Genomic DNA, 18480 nt, shown 5'->3' on the forward strand with positions numbered 1-18480 from the left:
TGCCGCGCGGTCGGACTCGGGAGACGGACGGACTCATGGCATCGCGGCGCGACGACCTCAACGCGTACACCTTCGCGAAGCGGCGCACGGTGGCCGCATTCCTCCAGCCCTCGCCCACCGGCTCCGACGAGGGTGCTCCGCGCCCGCTGCGCGCCGTTCTTCCGGGCCTCGTCGCCGGCGCCCTGATCCTCGCCGGATTCGGCGCCTACGGCATGTTCAGGCCGGCCGCCCCCAAGGACTGGGACAGCCCCGGCACCAAGGTCATCGTCGGCAAGTCGTCGACCACCCGCTACGTGGTGCTCACCACCGGCAGGGGTGCGGACCGGGAGACGCTGCTGCACCCCGTGCTGAACCTCGCCTCGGCCAGACTGTTGCTGACCCCGCAGAACTACGGCGTCATCCAGGTCGACGACGACATCCTCGACGCGGGCAAGCCCCCGCGCGGACCCGTTCTCGGTATCCCGTACGCCCCCGACCGGCTGCCCGAGAAGGAGGACGCGGGCACCGCCAAGCGCTGGGCCGTCTGTGTGCAGCCCGGCAGCAGGGGCACCAGTGTGCAGAAGGCCGCCTTCGTCCTCGCCGCACGCGACGACGCGCTGACCGAGGGAGCCGGCCGGCTCACCGGCGGCCAGGTCCTCTACGTCACGGGCCAGGACCGCACCCGCTACCTCGTCGACGCCCGCGGCACGAAGTACCGCATCGACGAGACCGCCGCCGACCTCGGCCATCTCACCGGCGCCCTGGTCGGCAGCGCGCAGCCGCAACCCGTCACCGACGACTGGCTGGCCACCCTGCACGACGGCAGCCCCGTCGCCTTCCCGCGGATCCCCGGCACCGTCGGTGCCCCCGCGCACATCGAGGGTCATCTGTCCGCGCAGGAGAACCGTGTGGGCACGGTGCTGCGCACCAGGAACGGAGAGGGGACCGCCCACTACGTCGTCCTGGACGGTGAGGTCCGGCCGGTCTCCGAATTCACCGCCTGGCTGATCGTCAACTCCCCGCAGACCGCGCCCCTCGACCTGGCCGGCGAGGCGCGCCCGGCCGGTCTCCAGGACTTCGTCCCCGGTTCCGAGCCCTTCGCGGGCCAGGCCGCGCACTGGCCCGCGCGCAGGGCCGTCCGCGTCAACGCCACCGACGCGGGTGCCGCCGGCCGCGACACCGTCTGCAACGTGCTGCGCCGCACGGACGGTTCGGGCCGCACGACGCTGAGCACCTGGGCCGGCACCGCGTTTCCCGCCCCCGTCGGCACCGGCGGCACGAGTACGTACGTCACCCCGGGCAGCGGTCTCCTCTACACCCAGGTCCGGGAAGGACAGAGCAGCCCGGACGGGTCACTCTTCCTGGTGACCGACACCGGACTGCGGTACGCGGTTCAGGCGAACGGGGACAGCGACGCCGAACGGTCCGACATCGGCACCGGCGGAGCGCAGGACGGGCAGGACGAGCGCCCCGAACCCAGCCAGGCGCAGATCAGGCTCGGATACGAGAAGGTGACGCCCGTCCCCGTCCCGATCGCCTGGTCGGAGTTCCTCGCCAGGGGCCCCCGGCTCGACACCAACAGCGCCCGCAGGCCCCAGGGTTCCTGAGGGACCCGGCAGGGCGGCGGAACACCAGTGGACAGACGCGGGGGAGAGCACGCGATGCCGTACCGGACATGGGTCCTGCTGACGGCGGCCGCCGCAGCGCTCGGCGCACTCGCGGCGCCGCAGGCCGCGTACACCGTCTCCCGCCCGGACGGTCTGCGCCTCGACGGCGTCGGAGCGTGCGACTTCCCGATGAAGGAGCAGTTCGAGGGGCGCCCGTGGCCGCTCCAGCGGGTGCTGCTCGACGAGTTGTGGCAGGACACGCGGGGCAAGGGCATCCGTGTCGCCGTCATCGACACCGGAGTGGACGACACCAACCCGCAGCTCAGGGACGCCGTGGACGCCTCCGCGGGCATCGACTACACAGGGGGCGGCGGGAGCGACGGGACCGTGGACGAGGTCGGTCACGGCACCAAGGTCGCGGGCATCATCGCCGCCCGCCCCCGCACCGGCACCGGGTTCGTCGGCCTGGCGCCCGAGGCCACCGTCATCCCGATCCGTCAGAACGACGGGCGGCGGGGCGGTCTGGACCGTGCGATGGCCGCCGCGATCGACCACGCGATCGCCAAGGGCGCCCAGGTCATCAACATCTCCCAGGACACCACCAGGCCCCTGGCCGACGACTCGCTGCTCGGCCGGGCGGTGGCGCGGGCGGTCGCCGAGGACGTCGTGGTGGTCGCCGCCGCAGGCAACGACGGCATGGACGGCCGGCTGAGGAAGACCTATCCCGCCGCCTTCGACGGTGTCCTCGCCGTCGCCGCGTCCGACCGCAACAACGAACGCGCGCCGTTCTCCCAGGCGGGGGAGTTCGTGGGGATCGCCGCACCCGGGGTCGACATCGTCTCCACCGTCCCGGGCGACGGCCAGTGCACCGACAACGGCACCAGCTTCGCCGCGCCCTACGTCGCCGGAGTCGTCGCGCTGATGCGCGCCAAGTACCCGGACTGGACGGCGGCCCAGATCATCGCCCGTATCGAACAGACGGCGGAACGCTCCGTCAACGGACGTGACGCCTTCGTCGGATGGGGTGTAGTCGACCCGGTCCGCGCACTGTCCGGCGACGACGTCCCGCAGGACGCCCCCCACCCCGACGCACCACCCGCCGGCGCCCGGGCTCCCGAGCCCGCGCACCTGGCGATGTCGGAGACCTCGCAGCAGCGCAGCAAGCGGTACGCGACCTATGCACTGGCTTCGGCCGCTGTGCTCGTGGGGGTGGTGGCGGGCGCGGCGACCGTGGCACGCGACCTCCGCCGACGCCGCGTTCCGCGCCACCGCTGACCCGCGCGGAAGGCATTTCCCGCCGCTGAGGCGTCCCGGGGCGCGGTGCCGAAGTGGCTAGGGTGATCAAGGACTTCACAAGAGTGACGGGGGATCAGGAACCGGCCGGAGGCTCCGCCGGTGCCGGTGCCAACACCCCTGCCCCGCATTCCTTCGTACCCCTTCACGCCCCTTCGCGAACCGAGAGAGGACCTCCGCATGACCAACCCCGCGGGCGGTTTCGGACTTGCCGACGAGCCGGTCATCCAGGCCAGGAACAAGATCGTCAAAACCGCCGAGGCGGTCTCCGCACAGTCCAGGGAACTGGCCGACATCCTCGCGACGGCCGGGGCCGGGTGGACCGGAGTCGGAGCCTCGGGATTCACCTCCGCGCAGCTCCTGATCAACGAGGACCACGACGAGATCCGCCGGCTGCTGAACGTGCTGCTCCACGCGGTGGGCAGCACCAGAAACCTCAGCAACGCCAACGACGAGGAGGTCCGTGCGGCCTTCAACGCGGTCAGGACACCGGCCTCGGCGGGCAGCGCCTCGGGGCTCAACGGCGTCTGAACCGACCCTCTTCCTTCCCCCGCAGCCGAGCCAGAGGAGAACCCGGATGGGCCACGACCCGCACACCAAGGTCAGGTACGAAAGCGTCCAGGAGATGGCGAACCGCATCCGCGTGGTGTCGCAGAACATCTGCCGTGACCTGGAGGAGATGGACGGCGCGCTCAAGGTGGTCACCGACACCTGGGACGGCGAGGCCCACACCGCCTACGTGTTGCTCCAGAACAAGTACCGCGGCAAGGCCGACGACATGAAGGGCCGGCTGGAGCACGTCGCGAGGATCATCGAGAACGGCAAGGACAACTACCGCGCCACGGACCTCAGGGCCTCACGCCTGTTCACCGAGGCGTACTGAACACCCGGCAGGCACCGCGTACGGCAGGAGGGGCACGTTCACCCGAACGTGCCCCTCCCGATGTCCGGGGAAGCACGTCCCGGTGAACGCACTCCGCCCCGCCCTACGTGAGGTCGAACTCGCCGTCCCGGGCGCCCAGGACGAACGCACGCCACTCGGCCTCCGTGTACCGCAGCACGGTGTCCGGGTCCAGCGAGGACCTCATCGCCACGGCCCCGCCCGGCAGATGCGCGATCTCGACGCGCTCCTCCGCCTCCTCGGTCCCGGGCGCACTCAGCCATTCCACCCCCGAGATGTCGAGTGCGTACAGCTCGTCCTTCTCCGCCTGCGTGCCCATGGTCAAGCTTCCTCTCCGTACGTGGCTCTGCACGGCACCGTACAGGGACCTCCGCGGCCATCAAGTCCTGTCCGGAGTTCCCCTGCGGAGAGCAGCCTTCCTGTGCATCCGTGCCGTCGTTCAGGGCCGCTCCGGAAGCCTTCCCGTCTGCACCAGGGGGTTGCCGCGCCGTCTGGTGGCGAAGTACCCGCGCCCCGGCGGCATGGGATGCCCGCGCACCGCCCCGATGAGGTCGCCCTCGGCCGGACTGCCGGACAGCACCACCCCTTGGGCCCCCAGCTCCTTGATCCGCTGCATGAACGTCTCGTACATCGCACGCGACGCCCCCGCCGAACTGCGCGCGATGACGAAGCGCACGCCGGTGTCCCGGGCGAACGGGAGGTACTCCGCCAGCGGTGCCAGCGGACCGCCCGCGCCCGTCGCCACCAGGTCGTAGTCGTCAACCACGATGAAGATCCGCGGGCCGGTCCACCAGCTCCGGTCCCGCAACTGCCGCGGAGTCACGTCCGCCGGCGGCTGCCGCCGGGCGAACACCCCGGCCAGCGCCTCCATATGCGTCCCCAGCGCGTCCGCCGTCGGCGCGTACTCCAGGAGATGGCTCTCCGGCAGTGCGCCCAGCAGGCCCCGCCGGTAGTCCCCGACGACGAGCTTCGCCTCCTCGGGGGAGTACCGCTCCGCGATCTGCTTCGCGATCAGCCGCAGCAGATTGGTCTTGCCCGATTCGCTCTCGCCGAAGACCAGGAAGAACGGATCGGTGTCGAAGTCGACGAACACCGGTTCAAGATCCGTCTCGGCGATCCCGATCGCGATCCCGCGGTCCGGGAACTCGAACCCCTTCGGCAACCGCTCCGCGGGCAGCTTCAGCGGCAGCAGCCGTACGGAGGGTGCCGGGGCGCCCGCCCAGTTCGCCCGCACCGCCCCCACGAGCGCGGCGGTCGCGTCGGCGAGGCCCGACGCGTCGGTGACGGAGTCGATGCGCGGCAGCGCGCCCATGAAGTGCAGCTTCTCCGCCACCTGGCCGCGGCCCGGCACACCGGCGGGCACCCGGCCGGCGACCTTCCGGTCGAACTCGGAGTCCATGACGTCACCGAGCCGCAGTTCGAGCCGCCCGAGGACCTGGTCCTTCAGCCCGGCACGCACCTCCATGTACCGCGCGGCCGAGAGCACCACGTGGACCCCGTAACCGAGACCGCGTGCGGCGATGTCCGTGACGACCGGTTCCAGCGACTCGTACGCGGTCCGGAAGCCGTCCCAGCCGTCGATGACCAGGAACACGTCCCCCCACGCCTCACCGGGGAGCTCGCCGAGCGCGCGCCCGCGCCGGTACGTGGCGACGGAGTCGATGCCCCGGGCGCGGAACAGCTCCTCGCGCCGGGCCAGTACCCCCGCCACCTCCGCGACCGTGCGCCGCACCCGCTCGGGATCCAGCCGTGAGGCGACCTGCCCCACATGCGGCAGCTCCGCCAGCGGCGCGAGCCCGCCGCCACCGAAGTCGAGGCCGTAGAACTGCACCTCCTGCGGGGTGTGCGTGAGCGCGAACGAGGCGATCAGCGTCCGCAGCAGCGTCGACTTCCCCGACTGCGGACCGCCGACCACCATCAGATGCCCCGCAGCCCCGGAGAAGTCGAGGTACAGCACCTCGCGCCGCTGCTCGAACGGCTTGTCGACCAGGCCGAGCGGGACCGTCAGCCCGCCGGGCCGGCTGTACCCCGTGGCGGTGAACCCGCGCCCCTCGGCCGGCGCGAGCCCCGGCAGCAACTGGTCCAGCGCCGGAGCCCGGTCCAGCGGCGGCAGCCACACCTGATGCGCAGGCACCCCCTGCCCCTCCAGCCGCCGCACGACCACGTCGAGCACGGTGTCGGCGAACGCGTCCTGATGAGCCCGCACCGGCACCGGCGGCGGGACACTCCCCCCGGGCCCCGCACCCCCCGGCGGCACCGGCATCGCACGGAACAGCGCCGCCCGCCGCGCGGCCGGCAACTGCCCCGCGGCGGGCCCCGCACCACCCCGGCGGTACGCCCCCGACACGTACGCCGCCTTGAACCGCGTCATCTCCTCCGTACCGGACTTGAGAAGGCCCGAGCCCGGCACCGACGGCAGGTGGTACGCGTCCGGCACCCCCAGCGCGGTCCGCGACTCGGCGGCCGAGAAGGTCCGCAGCCCGATCCGGTACGAGAGATACGTGTCCAGACCGCGCAGCTTTCCCTCCTCCAGCCGTTGCGAGGCCAGCAGCAGATGCACACCCAGCGAACGGCCGATGCGGCCGATCTGGATGAACATGTCGATGAAGTCGGGCTTGGCGGTGAGCAGTTCGGAGAACTCGTCGATGACCAGCACCAGCGAGGCCAGCGGCTCCAGCGCCGCCCCCGCCGCCCGGGCCCTCTCGTAGTCATGGATGTTGGCGTAGTTGCCCGCCGAGCGCAGCAGCTCCTGCCGGCGCTGGAGCTCTCCACGGATGGCGTCGCCCATCCGGTCGACGAGGGCCAGGTCGTCGGCCAGGTTGGTGATGACCGCGGCCACGTGCGGCAGCTGCGCCATACCGCTGAACGTCGCCCCGCCCTTGAAGTCCGCGAGCACGAAGTTCAGCGTCTCGGAGGGGTGCGTGACCGCGAGCCCCAGCACCAGCGTCCGCAGCAGCTCCGACTTGCCGGAACCCGTCGCGCCGACGCACAGCCCGTGCGGCCCCATGCCGTCCTGCGCCGCCTCCTTGAGGTCCAGCATCACCGGCAGGCCGTCCTCGCCGACACCGATCGGCACCCGCAGCCGCTCGGAGACCGGCCGCGGCCGCCAGGTGCGCGCCACATCGACCGTGTCCGCGTCGCCGAGGCCCAGCAGTTCGGTGAAGTCCACGTCGGACAGCAGCGGTTCACCGTCCTTGCCGCCCCCCGTCCGCAAGGGCGCCAGCTGCCGCGCCAGCGCCTCGGCCACGGGCAGCGAGATGCCGTCCGGTACGCCCTCGAACACCGCGCCCCCGGCCGGCTCCAACCGCAGCAGCCCCGGCCGGACCATCACCGTGAGCCCGCCGCGGACGGCGGCGGGCTCACCCTCCGCCACCTCGACGACGGTCACCCCCTGCAGCCCCTCCGCCGCCGCGAGCCCCGAGTCCGGCGCCACCCGGCCACCGTCGACGACCACCACGATGTGCGGCTGGTCCGGCAGCGGGGCGCTCTCCCGGCCGAACCGCGGCCGCCCCTCCAGCCGCCCGGCCAGCAACGGTTCGAGAGCGGCCAGGTCCGCCGCGAACAGCCGCTTCGAACCAGCCCCGTCGACCTCACCGGGCACCTGTGTGTGCGGCAGCCACTTCGTCCAGTCCCAGCGCGCCACCGCATCCGGCCCCGCCACGACCGCGACCACCAGATCGTCCGGCGCGTGCAACGTCACCAACTGGGCCACCACCGCCCGCGCCAGCGACTGCGCCGACTCCGGCAGACCGCACACCGTCACCCGGTGGAACGCCCGCACCGGGAACGCGACCGGCAGGCCGTCCAGCGAGCCGTGCACCGCCAGGAACCGCCGCAGCGCCCCCGCGCACACCGGCTCGGGATCGTCGGCCGGATCGGTGTCCGGCGCCGACAGGGGCGTCGACAGCGCCTGCACCCCGAGCCCGACCCGCACCTGCCCGAAGTCCTCGTCACCGGACCGCCGTTCCCAGACCCGGACGCCCTCCGCCACCACCGACCACAGCTGGTCGGGGCCGGGATGCAGATACCACTGCGCATCACGCTGGGCGCGCGCCGTCCGGCGCACCGTGCGCCGCGTCTGCGCCAGGTACGCGAGGTAGTCGCGCCGGGCATCCGCCAACTGCCCCTGCGTACCGCGCCGGTGACGGACCACCTGGGCGACCGCCATGGCGACCGTCGAGACCAGCATCAGCACACCCATGATCCGCATGAACGGCGGTGCCTGCGGCGAGAAGAAGAAGACCACCGACGAACCCATGCCGAGCACCGGCAGCACCTGCATCAGCAAGCCCTCGCGCTGCCCGCGCGGCAACGCGGGAGGGGCCTTCAACGTCAGCCCGTCCGCGGGCGGTTCCGGCGGCAGGGCCCGCGGCGGACGCTTCACGACGATCTGGCTCACCGGTGCATCAAATCCCTCGGTACGGACGGGCCGGAGGCCGGGCGGACCCGCACCGGCGCCCCCGTGGCTGCCTCCGCCCACGGACTGGCCTCCGCGCGACGGCGATCCTAACTTCCCGGACACCGACGCAGAATCCGGGATTCACCCGTCCCGGTAGGGTTGCGCGCGCATCGTGCGCGACCGCGGAACCGGGGGACCGGACCCGTGACCGCGCGCAGCCGCCGACCGGGGGGATCCAGACACGTGAGTACGACCGCAGCGACGGGCTTCTGCCGCGTCACTGTCGTGGCGCCCGACAGCCGGATCGACGTCGCGCTGCCCGAGGACCTCGCCGTCGCCGACATCTGCCCGGAGATCCTCCGCCTCACCGGCCGGACCCAGGCCGTCGCCACTCCCACCGGCCACCACCTCGTACGGAGCGACGGCACGGTCCTCGACGGTGCCCGCACCCTCGCCGCCCAGCAGGTGCTCGACGGCGAGATCCTGGCCCTGCGACCGTTCGCCGAATCGCTGCCGCCCGCCGTGTTCGACGACGTCTCGGACGCCGTCGCCTCCGCCGTCGCCCGCGACCGCCACCTGTGGAGCGACGACCTGCTGCGCGGCGCAGGCCCGGCGGGCGCCGCACTGCTGCTCGTCCTGATGGGCTTCGTCCTCTGGTTCGCCGACCCGGTCCGCCACGACATGCACGGCCTGCCCGGCATCATCGCGGGCGCCGCCGGCGTGCTGCTCACCGCCTTCGCCGGGGTGCGCGCCCGGGTCTACGGGGACCGGGTCACGGCCGTCGCCCTCGGCCTCGGCGCGCTGCCCCTCGTCCTGCTCGCCGGCTCCGGCATCATCGGCCCGGACACCGGCCAGGGACCGGGCAGGCTCCAGCTCCTGCTCGGCTGTGTCGCCGTGCTCCTCGCCTCCGTGGTCCTGGTCGCCGTCACCCCGGGGGGCGACGCGCCGTTCGTCGCGGCGGCCCTCCTCGCCACCGCGGGCACCCTGGCCTCCTTCGCCGTGATCCTCACCGAGTCCTCGCCCGCCGCGGCGGCCGCCGTCTGCTCCCCGGCCGCCATCGGGCTCGTCGCCTTCCTGCCCGGCCTCTCGGCCCGCTTCGCCCGGCTCCCCATCGGATACACCCCGCAGCGCACCGCCCGGGCCGGCTACGACGACCCCTTCGCCGATCCGGACGCCGGCCACCGCGACGCCCCCGTCGATGCCGCGCGCATCGCGGAGCGGGCGCGGCGCGGCCACGAACTCCTCCTCGGCCTCGTCGGCGGCTGCGCGGCCCTCGTCGCCCTGTCCGCAGCGGTGCTCGGCTTCTCCGGCGACACCTGGGCCCGGCTTCTCGCCCTGGCCACGGGCGCGGCCATGCTGCTGCGGGCCCGGCTCTTCCGCTACACCTCGCAGGTCGTCTGCGTGCTCGCGGCGGGCCTCGGCGCCCTCGCCCTGCTGATCCTCGGCCTCGCGCTGAATCCGCCCGCCGGCCCGGTGGCGGAGCTCGCCCGGTACGGGGACCGCGGCGACCTGGACCTCCGTACGGTGTGGCTCTGCGCGGCCGTCGTCGCCGGCGTGACCCTGCTGACCGCGGCCGGCCTGATCGTTCCCCGCAAGGGACTCTCCCCGTTCTGGGGCCGGATCCTGGACCTGGCGGAGAGCGCGCTCCTGCTCTCCCTCGTCCCGCTCTGCCTGGCGGTCCTCGACGTCTTCGCGCGCGCCAGGGCCCTCACGGGCTGAGGCTGTCGGGGCCGCTCCGGGCGGCTGGTAGTCTGGCTGTGGCCGTTTGTGTACGCGTTCCCGGTTGATTCTGGGGACTGCGCTCATCGGACCTTCGCTCCCGAGTCGTCCAAGCTCCCCTGAGATCCAGACCAGGGGCACTCGTGAGCGCATCGAACACCAAGAGGAGTACCGCGTGCCGCTCGACGCCGCTACGAAGAAGCAGATCATGACCGAGTTCGCGCAGAAGGAGGGCGACACCGGTTCCCCCGAGGTTCAGGTCGCCATGCTTTCGCGCCGGATCTCGGACCTGACGGAGCACCTCAAGACGCACAAGCACGACCACCACTCCCGTCGTGGTCTGCTGATCCTGGTCGGCCAGCGTCGCCGCCTCCTGCAGTACCTGGCCAAGAAGGACATCCAGCGCTTCCGTGCGCTCGTCGACCGCCTCGGCATCCGCCGTGGCGCGGCCGGCGGCGCCAAGTAAGGACGCTGTGAAAGGGAGCGGTTCCCACTTCTAGGGGGCCGCTCCCTTTGCCGTACGTGCGGTACCGGGGGCAACCTCAGTAACCTGGACGTACAACAACAGACGAGGAGAGGCGCGCCACGGCCGCCGCCGGTCCTCGGTAGTGGCCCCCGGGACAACGCCCGTGGGCTTCGATCGAAGACCGGCCCCGCACACACGGTGCGCTTCTCCGCACCGTCCTGCGCCACACGGGCGCAAGGACGAAAGACGACGAGTATGGAGAAATCACTAGTGGAGAACGAGACCCACTACGCCGAGGCCGTTATCGACAACGGAACCTTCGGCACCCGCACCATCCGCTTCGAGACGGGCCGCCTGGCCAAGCAGGCCGCAGGCTCCGCCGTCGCGTACCTGGACGACGACACCATGGTGCTGTCGGCCACCACCGCTTCCAAGCGGCCCAAGGACCAGCTCGACTTCTTCCCCCTCACGGTGGACGTCGAGGAGCGGCAGTACGCCGCCGGCAAGATCCCCGGCTCCTTCTTCCGCCGGGAGGGCCGCCCCTCCGAGGACGCGATCCTCACCTGCCGCCTGATCGACCGCCCGCTGCGCCCCTCCTTCAAGAAGGGCCTGCGCAACGAGATCCAGATCGTCGAGACGATCATGGCGCTCAACCCCGACCACCTGTACGACGTGGTCGCGATCAACGCCGCGTCCGCTTCCACGATCCTGGCGGGCCTGCCCTTCTCCGGCCCCATCGGCGCCACCCGCGTCGCCCTGATCAAGGGCCAGTGGGTCGCCTTCCCGACGCACACCGAGCTCGAGGACGCCGTCTTCGACATGGTGGTCGCCGGTCGCGTCCTGGAGGACGGCGACGTCGCGATCATGATGGTCGAGGCCGAGGCCACCGAGAAGACCATCCAGCTGGTCAAGGACGGCGCCGAGGCCCCGACCGAAGAGGTCGTCGCCGCCGGTCTGGAAGCCGCGAAGCCCTTCATCAAGGCGCTCTGCAAGGCCCAGTCCGACCTCGCCGCCAAGGCCGCCAAGCCCACCGGTGAGTTCCCGGTCTTCCTCGACTACCAGGACGACGTCCTGGAGGCCCTCACCAAGGCCGTCAGCACCGAGCTCGCCAAGGCGCTCACCATCGCCGGCAAGCAGGAGCGCGAGGCGGAGCTCGACCGCATCAAGGAGATCGCGGGCGAGAAGCTCCTCCCGGCCTTCGAGGGCCGCGAGAAGGAGATCTCCGGTGCCTACCGCGCGCTGACCAAGAAGCTGGTCCGCGAGCGCGTCATCAAGGACAAGGTCCGCATCGACGGCCGTGGCGTCACGGACATCCGTACGCTCGCCGCCGAGGTCGAGGCCATCCCGCGCGTGCACGGCTCGGCGCTGTTCGAGCGTGGCGAGACCCAGATCCTGGGCGTCACCACCCTCAACATGCTCCGGATGGAGCAGCAGCTGGACACCCTCTCCCCGGTGACCCGCAAGCGCTACATGCACAACTACAACTTCCCGCCGTACTCCGTCGGTGAGACCGGCCGCGTGGGCTCGCCCAAGCGCCGCGAGATCGGCCACGGTGCGCTCGCCGAGCGCGCCATCGTGCCGGTGCTGCCGTCGCGCGAGGAGTTCCCCTACGCGATCCGCCAGGTCTCCGAGGCGCTGGGCTCCAACGGCTCGACGTCCATGGGATCGGTCTGCGCCTCCACCATGTCGCTGCTGAACGCCGGTGTGCCCCTCAAGGCCGCCGTCGCCGGTATCGCCATGGGTCTGATCTCGCAGGAGATCGACGGCAAGACCCACTACGTCGCCCTCACCGACATCCTCGGTGCCGAGGACGCGTTCGGTGACATGGACTTCAAGGTCGCCGGTACGAAGCAGTTCGTGACCGCGCTCCAGCTCGACACCAAGCTCGACGGCATCCCCGCCTCGGTCCTGGCCGCCGCGCTGAAGCAGGCCCGTGACGCCCGCCTCCACATCCTCGACGTGATGAACGAGGCCATCGACGTCCCGGACGAGATGTCCCCGAACGCCCCGCGGATCATCACCGTCAAGATCCCGGTGGACAAGATCGGTGAGGTCATCGGCCCCAAGGGCAAGATGATCAACCAGATCCAGGAGGACACCGGCGCCGACATCACGATCGAGGACGACGGCACCATCTACATCGGTGCCCAGCAGGGCTCGCAGGCCGAGGCCGCGCGCGCCACGATCAACGCGATCGCCAACCCGACCATGCCGGAGGTCGGCGAGCGCTACCTGGGTACGGTCGTCAAGACCACCACCTTCGGTGCGTTCGTCTCCCTGATGCCCGGCAAGGACGGCCTGCTGCACATCTCGCAGATCCGCAAGCTCGCCGGTGGCAAGCGCGTGGAGAACGTCGAGGACGTGCTCGGCGTCGGTGCCAAGGTCCAGGTCGAGATCGCGGAGATCGACTCCCGCGGCAAGCTCTCCCTCATCCCCGTCATCGAGGGCGAAGAGGACGAGACGAAGGACGACACCGACAAGTGACGTCCCGTAGTTCCGTGACGACGGCCCGCCCCTCTTCGGAGGGGCGGGCCGTCGCCCGTACCCAAACACTCCTCAAGGGCACCAACGGCATCGGCACGGTCCGCCGCACGGTCCTCCCCGGCGGCCTGCGCATCGTCACCGAGACACTGCCCTCCGTACGCTCCGCCACCTTCGGCATCTGGGCCAACGTCGGATCACGCGACGAGACCCCGACGCTGAACGGCGCGACGCACTACCTCGAACACCTCCTCTTCAAGGGCACCGCCAAGCGCAGCGCCCTCGACATCTCCTCCGCGATCGACGCGGTCGGCGGCGAGATGAACGCCTTCACGGCGAAGGAGTACACCTGCTACTACGCGCGGGTCCTGGACACCGACCTGCCGCTGGCCATCGACGTCGTCTGCGACATGCTGACCGGCTCCCTGATCGCCTCCGAGGACGTCGACGCCGAGCGCGGCGTCATCCTCGAAGAGATCGCGATGACGGAGGACGACCCGGGCGACTGCGTGCACGACCTGTTCGCGCACACCATGCTCGGCGACACCCCGCTCGGCCGCCCGGTCCTCGGCACCGTGGACACGATCAACGCCCTGAACCGCGGCCAGATCGCCCGCTTCTACAAGAAGCACTACGACCCCACGCACCTGGTCGTCGCCGCAGCAGGCAACGTCGACCACGCCACGGTCGTACGCCAGGTCCGCAAGGCCTTCGAGCGCGCCGGTGCGCTGTCCCGCACCGACGCCGTCCCGACGGCCCCCCGCGAGGGCTCCCGCACGCTGCGCACCGCGGGCCGGGTCGAACTGCAGAACCGGAAGACCGAGCAGGCCCACGTGGTCCTCGGCATGCCGGGACTGGCCCGCACCGACGAGCGCCGCTGGGCGCTCGGCGTACTCAACACCGCACTCGGCGGCGGCATGAGCTCCCGCCTCTTCCAGGAGGTACGGGAGAAGCGCGGCCTCGCCTACAGCGTCTACTCGTACACCTCGGGCTTCGCCGACTGCGGACTGTTCGGCGTGTACGCGGGCTGCCGGCCCAGCCAGGTGCACGACGTCCTCAAGATCTGCCGCGACGAGCTCGACCGCGTCGCGTCGGACGGGCTCGACGACGAGGAGATCAGCCGTGCCATCGGCCAGCTCTCCGGCTCCACGGTCCTCGGCCTGGAGGACACCGGCGCCCTGATGAACCGGATCGGCAAGAGCGAACTGTGCTGGGGCGAGCAGATGTCGGTCGACGACATGCTGGCCCGCATCGCGCAGGTCACCCCGGACGACGTCCGCGCGGTGGCGGGCGAGGTCCTCGGACACCGCCCCTCGCTCTCCGTCATCGGCCCGCTCAAGGACAAGCAGGCCGACCGCCTCGACGAAGCGGTCTCCTAAATCCCTTTGTAAGGAAGCAGAGCAATGAGCAAGCTGCGCGTGGCCGTTCTCGGTGCCCGGGGCCGTATCGGCTCGGAAGCGGTACGAGCGGTCGAGGCCGCCGACGACATGGAACTGGTGGCCGCGCTCGGCCGCGACGACAGGCTGGAGTCCCTGACGGACTCCGGCGCCCAGGTCGCCGTCGAGCTCACCACCCCCACGTCGGTGATGGACAACCTCGACTTCTGCGTCCGGCACGGCATCCACGCCGTGGTCGGCACCACCGGCTGGACCGACGAACGGCTCGCGCAGCTGAACACCTGGCTCTCCGGTTCCCCGGGGACCGGTGTGCTCATCGCGCCGAACTTCTCCATCGGCGCGGTCCTCACCATGAAGTTCGCGCAGCAGGCCGCCCGCTACTTCGAGTCCGTCGAGGTCATCGAGCTGCACCATCCCAACAAGGCCGACGCCCCCTCCGGCACCGCCGCGCGCACCGCCCAGCTGATCGCCGAGGCCCGCCGGGAGGCGGGCTGCGCGCCCCAGCCGGACGCCACCGCGACGGCACTGGACGGAGCACGCGGCGCGGACGTCGACGGGATCCCGGTCCACTCGGTCCGGCTCCGCGGTCTCCTGGCCCACCAGGAGGTGCTGCTCGGGGGCGAGGGCGAGACCCTCACCATCCGGCACGACTCCCTGCACCACAGCAGCTTCATGCCGGGCATCCTGCTCGGAGCACGCCGCGTGGCGACCACTCCGGGCCTGACGTTCGGCCTGGAAAACTTCCTCGACCTGAACTGACTGAGTCCACCGCCATGCGCGCAAAGATCACTTACGCCGTCACCGCTGCCGTCCTGGTCTTCTACTTCCTCCTGGTCGGCAGCCGAGGTGTCCTGCTCATCAGGCACGGCACGCTGCTGACGGTGACCTTCGGGGTCGCCGTGCTGATCCTTCCGGTCATCGGCATCTGGTTCCTCTGGAAGAACACCCAGTTCGTCCGGAGGGCCAACGCCCTCGCCGCCGAACTCGATGCCGAGGGCGGCCTGCCCGTCGACGACCTGGCCCGTACTCCGAGCGGCAGGATCGACCGGGACGCCGCCGACGCGGTGTTCACCCGCCGCAAGGAGGAGACGGAGGACGCGCCGGACGACTGGCGCTGCTGGTTCCGCCTCGCTGTGGCCTACCAGGACGCCCGGGACACCCCCAGGGCCAGGAAGGCCATGCAGCGGGCCATCGCGCTGCACAGAGGCCGCACACCGGCCTCAGCGGCCCCGTCCGGCAACTAGGGCGCGGTTCTCCCGCACACGACGAGACCGTCCGGCGTTCATCGCGAACGCCGGACGGTCTCGTTTTTCCGGCCGGGGGCAGGCGGGCCCTCAGCGCTGCCGGTACTCGTCCCCCCACGCCTCGATCGTGTCGGCGGCACGGTCGAACGCCTCACCGCGCGCCAGGAAGTCCGCGTTGGAGTCCGTGAGCAGCGGCGGCATCGCGTCCCCACCCTTGCGCACGACGATCAGCGCCTGGCCCTGCACCGTGCGCGGGAACCCGAGCCACTTCACCGGCTGCTGCACCGTACGCACCGCGGCGGCGCGGTTCCACGGCACCGTCGTCGTCCGGAAGAAACCCACCCGGCGCACACCGTGCCGGCTCACCCACGCGCCGATCCGCAGCATCCGCAGGGCGCAGATGATCACCGCGAGGGCCAGGGCGAGACACGCTCCGGCCCCGGGCATCGCCCCGGCGAACGCCGTGATCATCCCGGCGAACAGGACGAACGAGGCGAGCAGCAGCAGCCCGGCCGCGGCCGCGACACGCCAGGGCCCGGGGCGGTAGGGGCGCCGCCAGCTGTCGTGGTCGTCGAACGGCAGCGCGACATCCTCAGCGCTCGCGTCAAATGCGCGGTCGGCCGTCAGGAAGGGCAGGGGCACGACTGATCCTCACTCACAAGCACGCTCGATTGCTGTGCCCGGTGAGGCTACCGAGGAGGCTACCGGCCGGACCACCCCAGGGGGCCCGTACGAGTCAGCGCCCGTGTGCGGCCTCGGTCTGCTGACTGTGCTGCGGCGACTGCTCGGGAGCCAGGGCGGGCAGTCCGAGGAGCAGTGATCCGGCGAGCCCGGCGACCACGACGAGGCCGATCAGGATGCTGCCCGCCCTCTCGGAGAGGGAGGCGCGCTCCCGCGGGGGCGGTGTGACGTTACTGCGGAACCGGTCGGCCTCGGCTACGAACGAGAACGGGACGGGTTCACGCCGGCGGAACATGAGGTAGCTCTCCTTGAAGTCTGATTCGGGTGGTGCTAATGAGTCAGACGCACGGCGAGCCCGATCGGTGCCCCGAATCGCCGGATTGGCCGAAGAAATCCCCGGACGGGCGGTGCGGACCGCGTTGTCAGTGGTGGCCCGTAGAGTGGGCGCCGCCCGAGCGACGCCATTGGAAGGACCCCGCCGGTGACCGAGACCCCCGAGCCCGCAAAGCCCAGCTTCCGCAGCGATGTCACCGTTGACCTGGTGAAACACGCCGCCGGTGACTCCGATGTGCTGTTCGCCGCCCGTGTTTCGACGGCCGGAGAGCAGTCCCTCGAAGAGGTCACCAAGGATCCTGAGCGCTCCAAGGGGCTCATCAACTACCTGATGCGGGACCGGCACGGCAGCCCGTTCGAGCACAACTCGATGACCTTCTTCATCAGTGCCCCGATCTTCGTGTTCCGCGAGTTCATGCGGCACCGCGTGGGCTGGTCGTACAACGAGGAATCGGGCCGCTACAGGGAGCTGGAACCGGTCTTCTACGTCCCGGGCGAGTCCCGCAAGCTCGTCCAGCAGGGCCGTCCCGGAAAGTACGAGTTCGTCGAAGGCACCGAGGCCCAGGCCGAGCTCACCGGCCGGGTCATGGAGGACTCGTACCGCCAGGCGTACGAGGCCTACCAGGAGATGCTCGCGGCGGGAGTGGCCCGCGAGGTCGCCCGTGCGGTCCTCCCGGTCGGCCTGTTCTCCTCGATGTACGCGACGTGCAACGCCCGCTCGCTGATGCACTTCCTCGGCCTGCGTACGCAGCACGAGCTTGCGAAGGTTCCTTCGTTCCCGCAGCGGGAGATCGAGATGGTCGGCGAACAGATGGAGGCGCACTGGGCGGAGCTCATGCCGCTCACCCATGCAGCCTTCAACAAAAATGGACGCGTTGCCCCGTAAGCGGTGTCCGTATTGCGGCGTTTCGTGAAGTTCATCTAGGCTGATCAAACGGACCCGGCACTGCTTGAACCCCCGAGCAGGCAGTGCCGGGCTCCTCTTGCTTGTCCCCCCGAGGGGACATTGAGCGCCGAGCAACGAGTAGCGTGTTACCCATGGCTCCGATCTCCACTCCGCAGACCCCCTTCGGGCGGGTCCTCACCGCTATGGTCACGCCCTTCACGGCGGACGGCGCACTCGACCTCGACGGCGCCCAGCGGCTCGCCACCCATCTGGTGGACGCAGGCAACGACGGCCTGATCATCAACGGCACCACCGGCGAGTCCCCGACCACCAGCGACGCGGAGAAAGACCAGCTCGTACGGGCTGTGCTGGAGGCGGTCGGAGACCGGGCGCACGTGGTCGCCGGCATCGGGACCAACGACACCCGCCACAGCGTCGAACTCGCCCGCACTGCGGAGCGCACCGGCGCCCACGGCCTCCTCGCGGTCACGCCGTACTACAACAAGCCGCCGCAGGAGGGCCTCCTCCGGCACTTCAGCGCGATCGCGGACGCCACCGGCCTGCCGGTGATGCTCTACGACATTCCCGGCCGCAGCGGTGTCCCGATCGACACGGAGACCCTGGTCCGGCTGTCCGAGCACCCGCGCATCGTGGCGAACAAGGACGCCAAGGGCGACCTCGGCCGCGCGAGCTGGGCCATCGCACAGTCCGGCCTGGCCTGGTACTCGGGTGACGACATGCTGAACCTGCCGCTCCTGTCGGTCGGTGCGGTCGGTCTCGTCTCCGTCGTGGGCCATGTCGTCACCCCGGACCTGCGGGCCCTCATCGAGGCCTACCTCGGCGGAGACGTACAGAAGGCCACGGAGATCCACCAGAAGCTGCTTCCGGTGTTCACGGGCATGTTCCGCACCCAGGGCGTGATCACCACCAAGGCGGCGCTGACCCTTCAGGGCCTCCCGGCGGGCCCGCTGCGCCTGCCCCTGGTGGAACTCACCGCACAGGAAACGGCACAGCTCAAGATCGATCTCGCCGCCGGTGGGGTACAGCTGTAACCACAGACTTCACAACTGAATACGCGAAGAACGTTCGCAACA

Annotated in this window: 16 protein-coding genes; 12 read left to right on the top strand and 4 right to left on the bottom strand. The window is 71.0% G+C overall.

From position 1 onward, the window contains the following. Positions 1 to 35: 35 nt before the first annotated feature. From eccB to OG446_RS28510, 4 genes are all read left to right on the top strand, one after another. Entirely contained in the window at positions 36 to 1586 is a 1551-nt protein-coding gene (gene eccB / locus OG446_RS28495) for a type VII secretion protein EccB (protein ID WP_328896689.1), read from the top strand. Positions 1587 to 1640: 54 nt separating this feature from the next. After that, on the top strand, positions 1641 to 2861 hold the full coding sequence (gene mycP, locus OG446_RS28500) for a type VII secretion-associated serine protease mycosin (RefSeq protein WP_328896690.1): 1221 nt from the start codon (positions 1641 to 1643) through the stop codon (positions 2859 to 2861). 198 nt (positions 2862 to 3059) lie between these two features. Then, entirely contained in the window at positions 3060 to 3410 is a 351-nt protein-coding gene (locus OG446_RS28505) for a hypothetical protein (RefSeq protein WP_328896691.1), read from the top strand. A gap of 46 nt (positions 3411 to 3456) precedes the next feature. Next, the gene (locus OG446_RS28510; RefSeq protein ID WP_219573470.1) at positions 3457 to 3762 is read left to right on the top strand and encodes a WXG100 family type VII secretion target; all 306 of its coding nucleotides are present in this window, start codon (positions 3457 to 3459) and stop codon (positions 3760 to 3762) included. Between the two features lie 103 nt (positions 3763 to 3865). On the opposite strand, the gene OG446_RS28515 is transcribed toward OG446_RS28510, so the two are convergent. Both OG446_RS28515 and eccCa read right to left on the bottom strand, forming a co-directional pair. Next, on the bottom strand, positions 3866 to 4099 hold the full coding sequence (locus OG446_RS28515; protein WP_148021251.1) for a DUF397 domain-containing protein: 234 nt from the start codon (positions 4097 to 4099) through the stop codon (positions 3866 to 3868). A 120-nt stretch (positions 4100 to 4219) separates the two neighbouring features. Further along, on the bottom strand, positions 4220 to 8179 hold the full coding sequence (gene eccCa, locus OG446_RS28520; protein WP_328896692.1) for a type VII secretion protein EccCa: 3960 nt from the start codon (positions 8177 to 8179) through the stop codon (positions 4220 to 4222). Between the two features lie 243 nt (positions 8180 to 8422). On the opposite strand from eccCa, the gene eccD reads away from it, so the two are divergent. The 6 genes from eccD (at position 8423) to OG446_RS28550 (ending at position 15486) form a co-directional block, all read left to right on the top strand. Then, positions 8423 to 9898: a type VII secretion integral membrane protein EccD gene (eccD, locus tag OG446_RS28525; protein ID WP_328896693.1), complete on the top strand. Its 1476-nt coding sequence runs from the start codon at positions 8423 to 8425 to the stop codon at positions 9896 to 9898. A gap of 175 nt (positions 9899 to 10073) precedes the next feature. Then, complete coding sequence (gene rpsO, locus OG446_RS28530; RefSeq protein ID WP_018551846.1) at positions 10074 to 10364, top strand: 30S ribosomal protein S15; 291 nt, start codon at positions 10074 to 10076, stop codon at positions 10362 to 10364. A 270-nt stretch (positions 10365 to 10634) separates the two neighbouring features. Continuing rightward, positions 10635 to 12848 (top strand): polyribonucleotide nucleotidyltransferase, encoded by a 2214-nt coding sequence (locus tag OG446_RS28535; RefSeq protein WP_328898441.1) that lies wholly within the window; start codon positions 10635 to 10637, stop codon positions 12846 to 12848. Beyond that, a complete protein-coding gene (locus OG446_RS28540) occupies positions 12845 to 14224 on the top strand; it encodes a M16 family metallopeptidase (protein ID WP_328896694.1) in 1380 nt (459 codons plus the stop codon). The genes OG446_RS28535 and OG446_RS28540 overlap by 4 nt, the downstream gene beginning before the upstream one ends. Positions 14225 to 14248: 24 nt before the next feature. Next, positions 14249 to 15001: a 4-hydroxy-tetrahydrodipicolinate reductase gene (dapB, locus tag OG446_RS28545; RefSeq protein WP_328896695.1), complete on the top strand. Its 753-nt coding sequence runs from the start codon at positions 14249 to 14251 to the stop codon at positions 14999 to 15001. A 14-nt stretch (positions 15002 to 15015) separates the two neighbouring features. Next, a complete protein-coding gene (locus OG446_RS28550) occupies positions 15016 to 15486 on the top strand; it encodes a hypothetical protein (protein WP_328896696.1) in 471 nt (156 codons plus the stop codon). Between the two features lie 90 nt (positions 15487 to 15576). Here OG446_RS28550 and OG446_RS28555 read toward each other — a convergent pair whose 3' ends face one another. Both OG446_RS28555 and OG446_RS28560 read right to left on the bottom strand, forming a co-directional pair. Next, the gene (locus OG446_RS28555) at positions 15577 to 16128 is read right to left on the bottom strand and encodes a hypothetical protein (RefSeq protein ID WP_328896697.1); all 552 of its coding nucleotides are present in this window, start codon (positions 16126 to 16128) and stop codon (positions 15577 to 15579) included. 94 nt (positions 16129 to 16222) lie between these two features. Then, the gene (locus tag OG446_RS28560; RefSeq protein WP_328896698.1) at positions 16223 to 16462 is read right to left on the bottom strand and encodes a hypothetical protein; all 240 of its coding nucleotides are present in this window, start codon (positions 16460 to 16462) and stop codon (positions 16223 to 16225) included. 186 nt (positions 16463 to 16648) lie between these two features. Here OG446_RS28560 and thyX point away from each other — a divergent pair, with 186 nt between their 5' ends. Then, complete coding sequence (gene thyX, locus OG446_RS28565) at positions 16649 to 17386, top strand: FAD-dependent thymidylate synthase (protein WP_326657514.1); 738 nt, start codon at positions 16649 to 16651, stop codon at positions 17384 to 17386. A 152-nt stretch (positions 17387 to 17538) separates the two neighbouring features. Further along, positions 17539 to 18438, top strand: a complete 900-nt coding sequence (gene dapA, locus OG446_RS28570) for a 4-hydroxy-tetrahydrodipicolinate synthase (RefSeq protein WP_328896699.1) — start codon at positions 17539 to 17541, stop codon at positions 18436 to 18438. Positions 18439 to 18480: the final 42 nt, after the last annotated feature.

It is taken from the genome of Streptomyces sp. NBC_00236 (genome assembly GCF_036195045.1).
GTDB lineage: Bacteria > Actinomycetota > Actinomycetes > Streptomycetales > Streptomycetaceae > Streptomyces.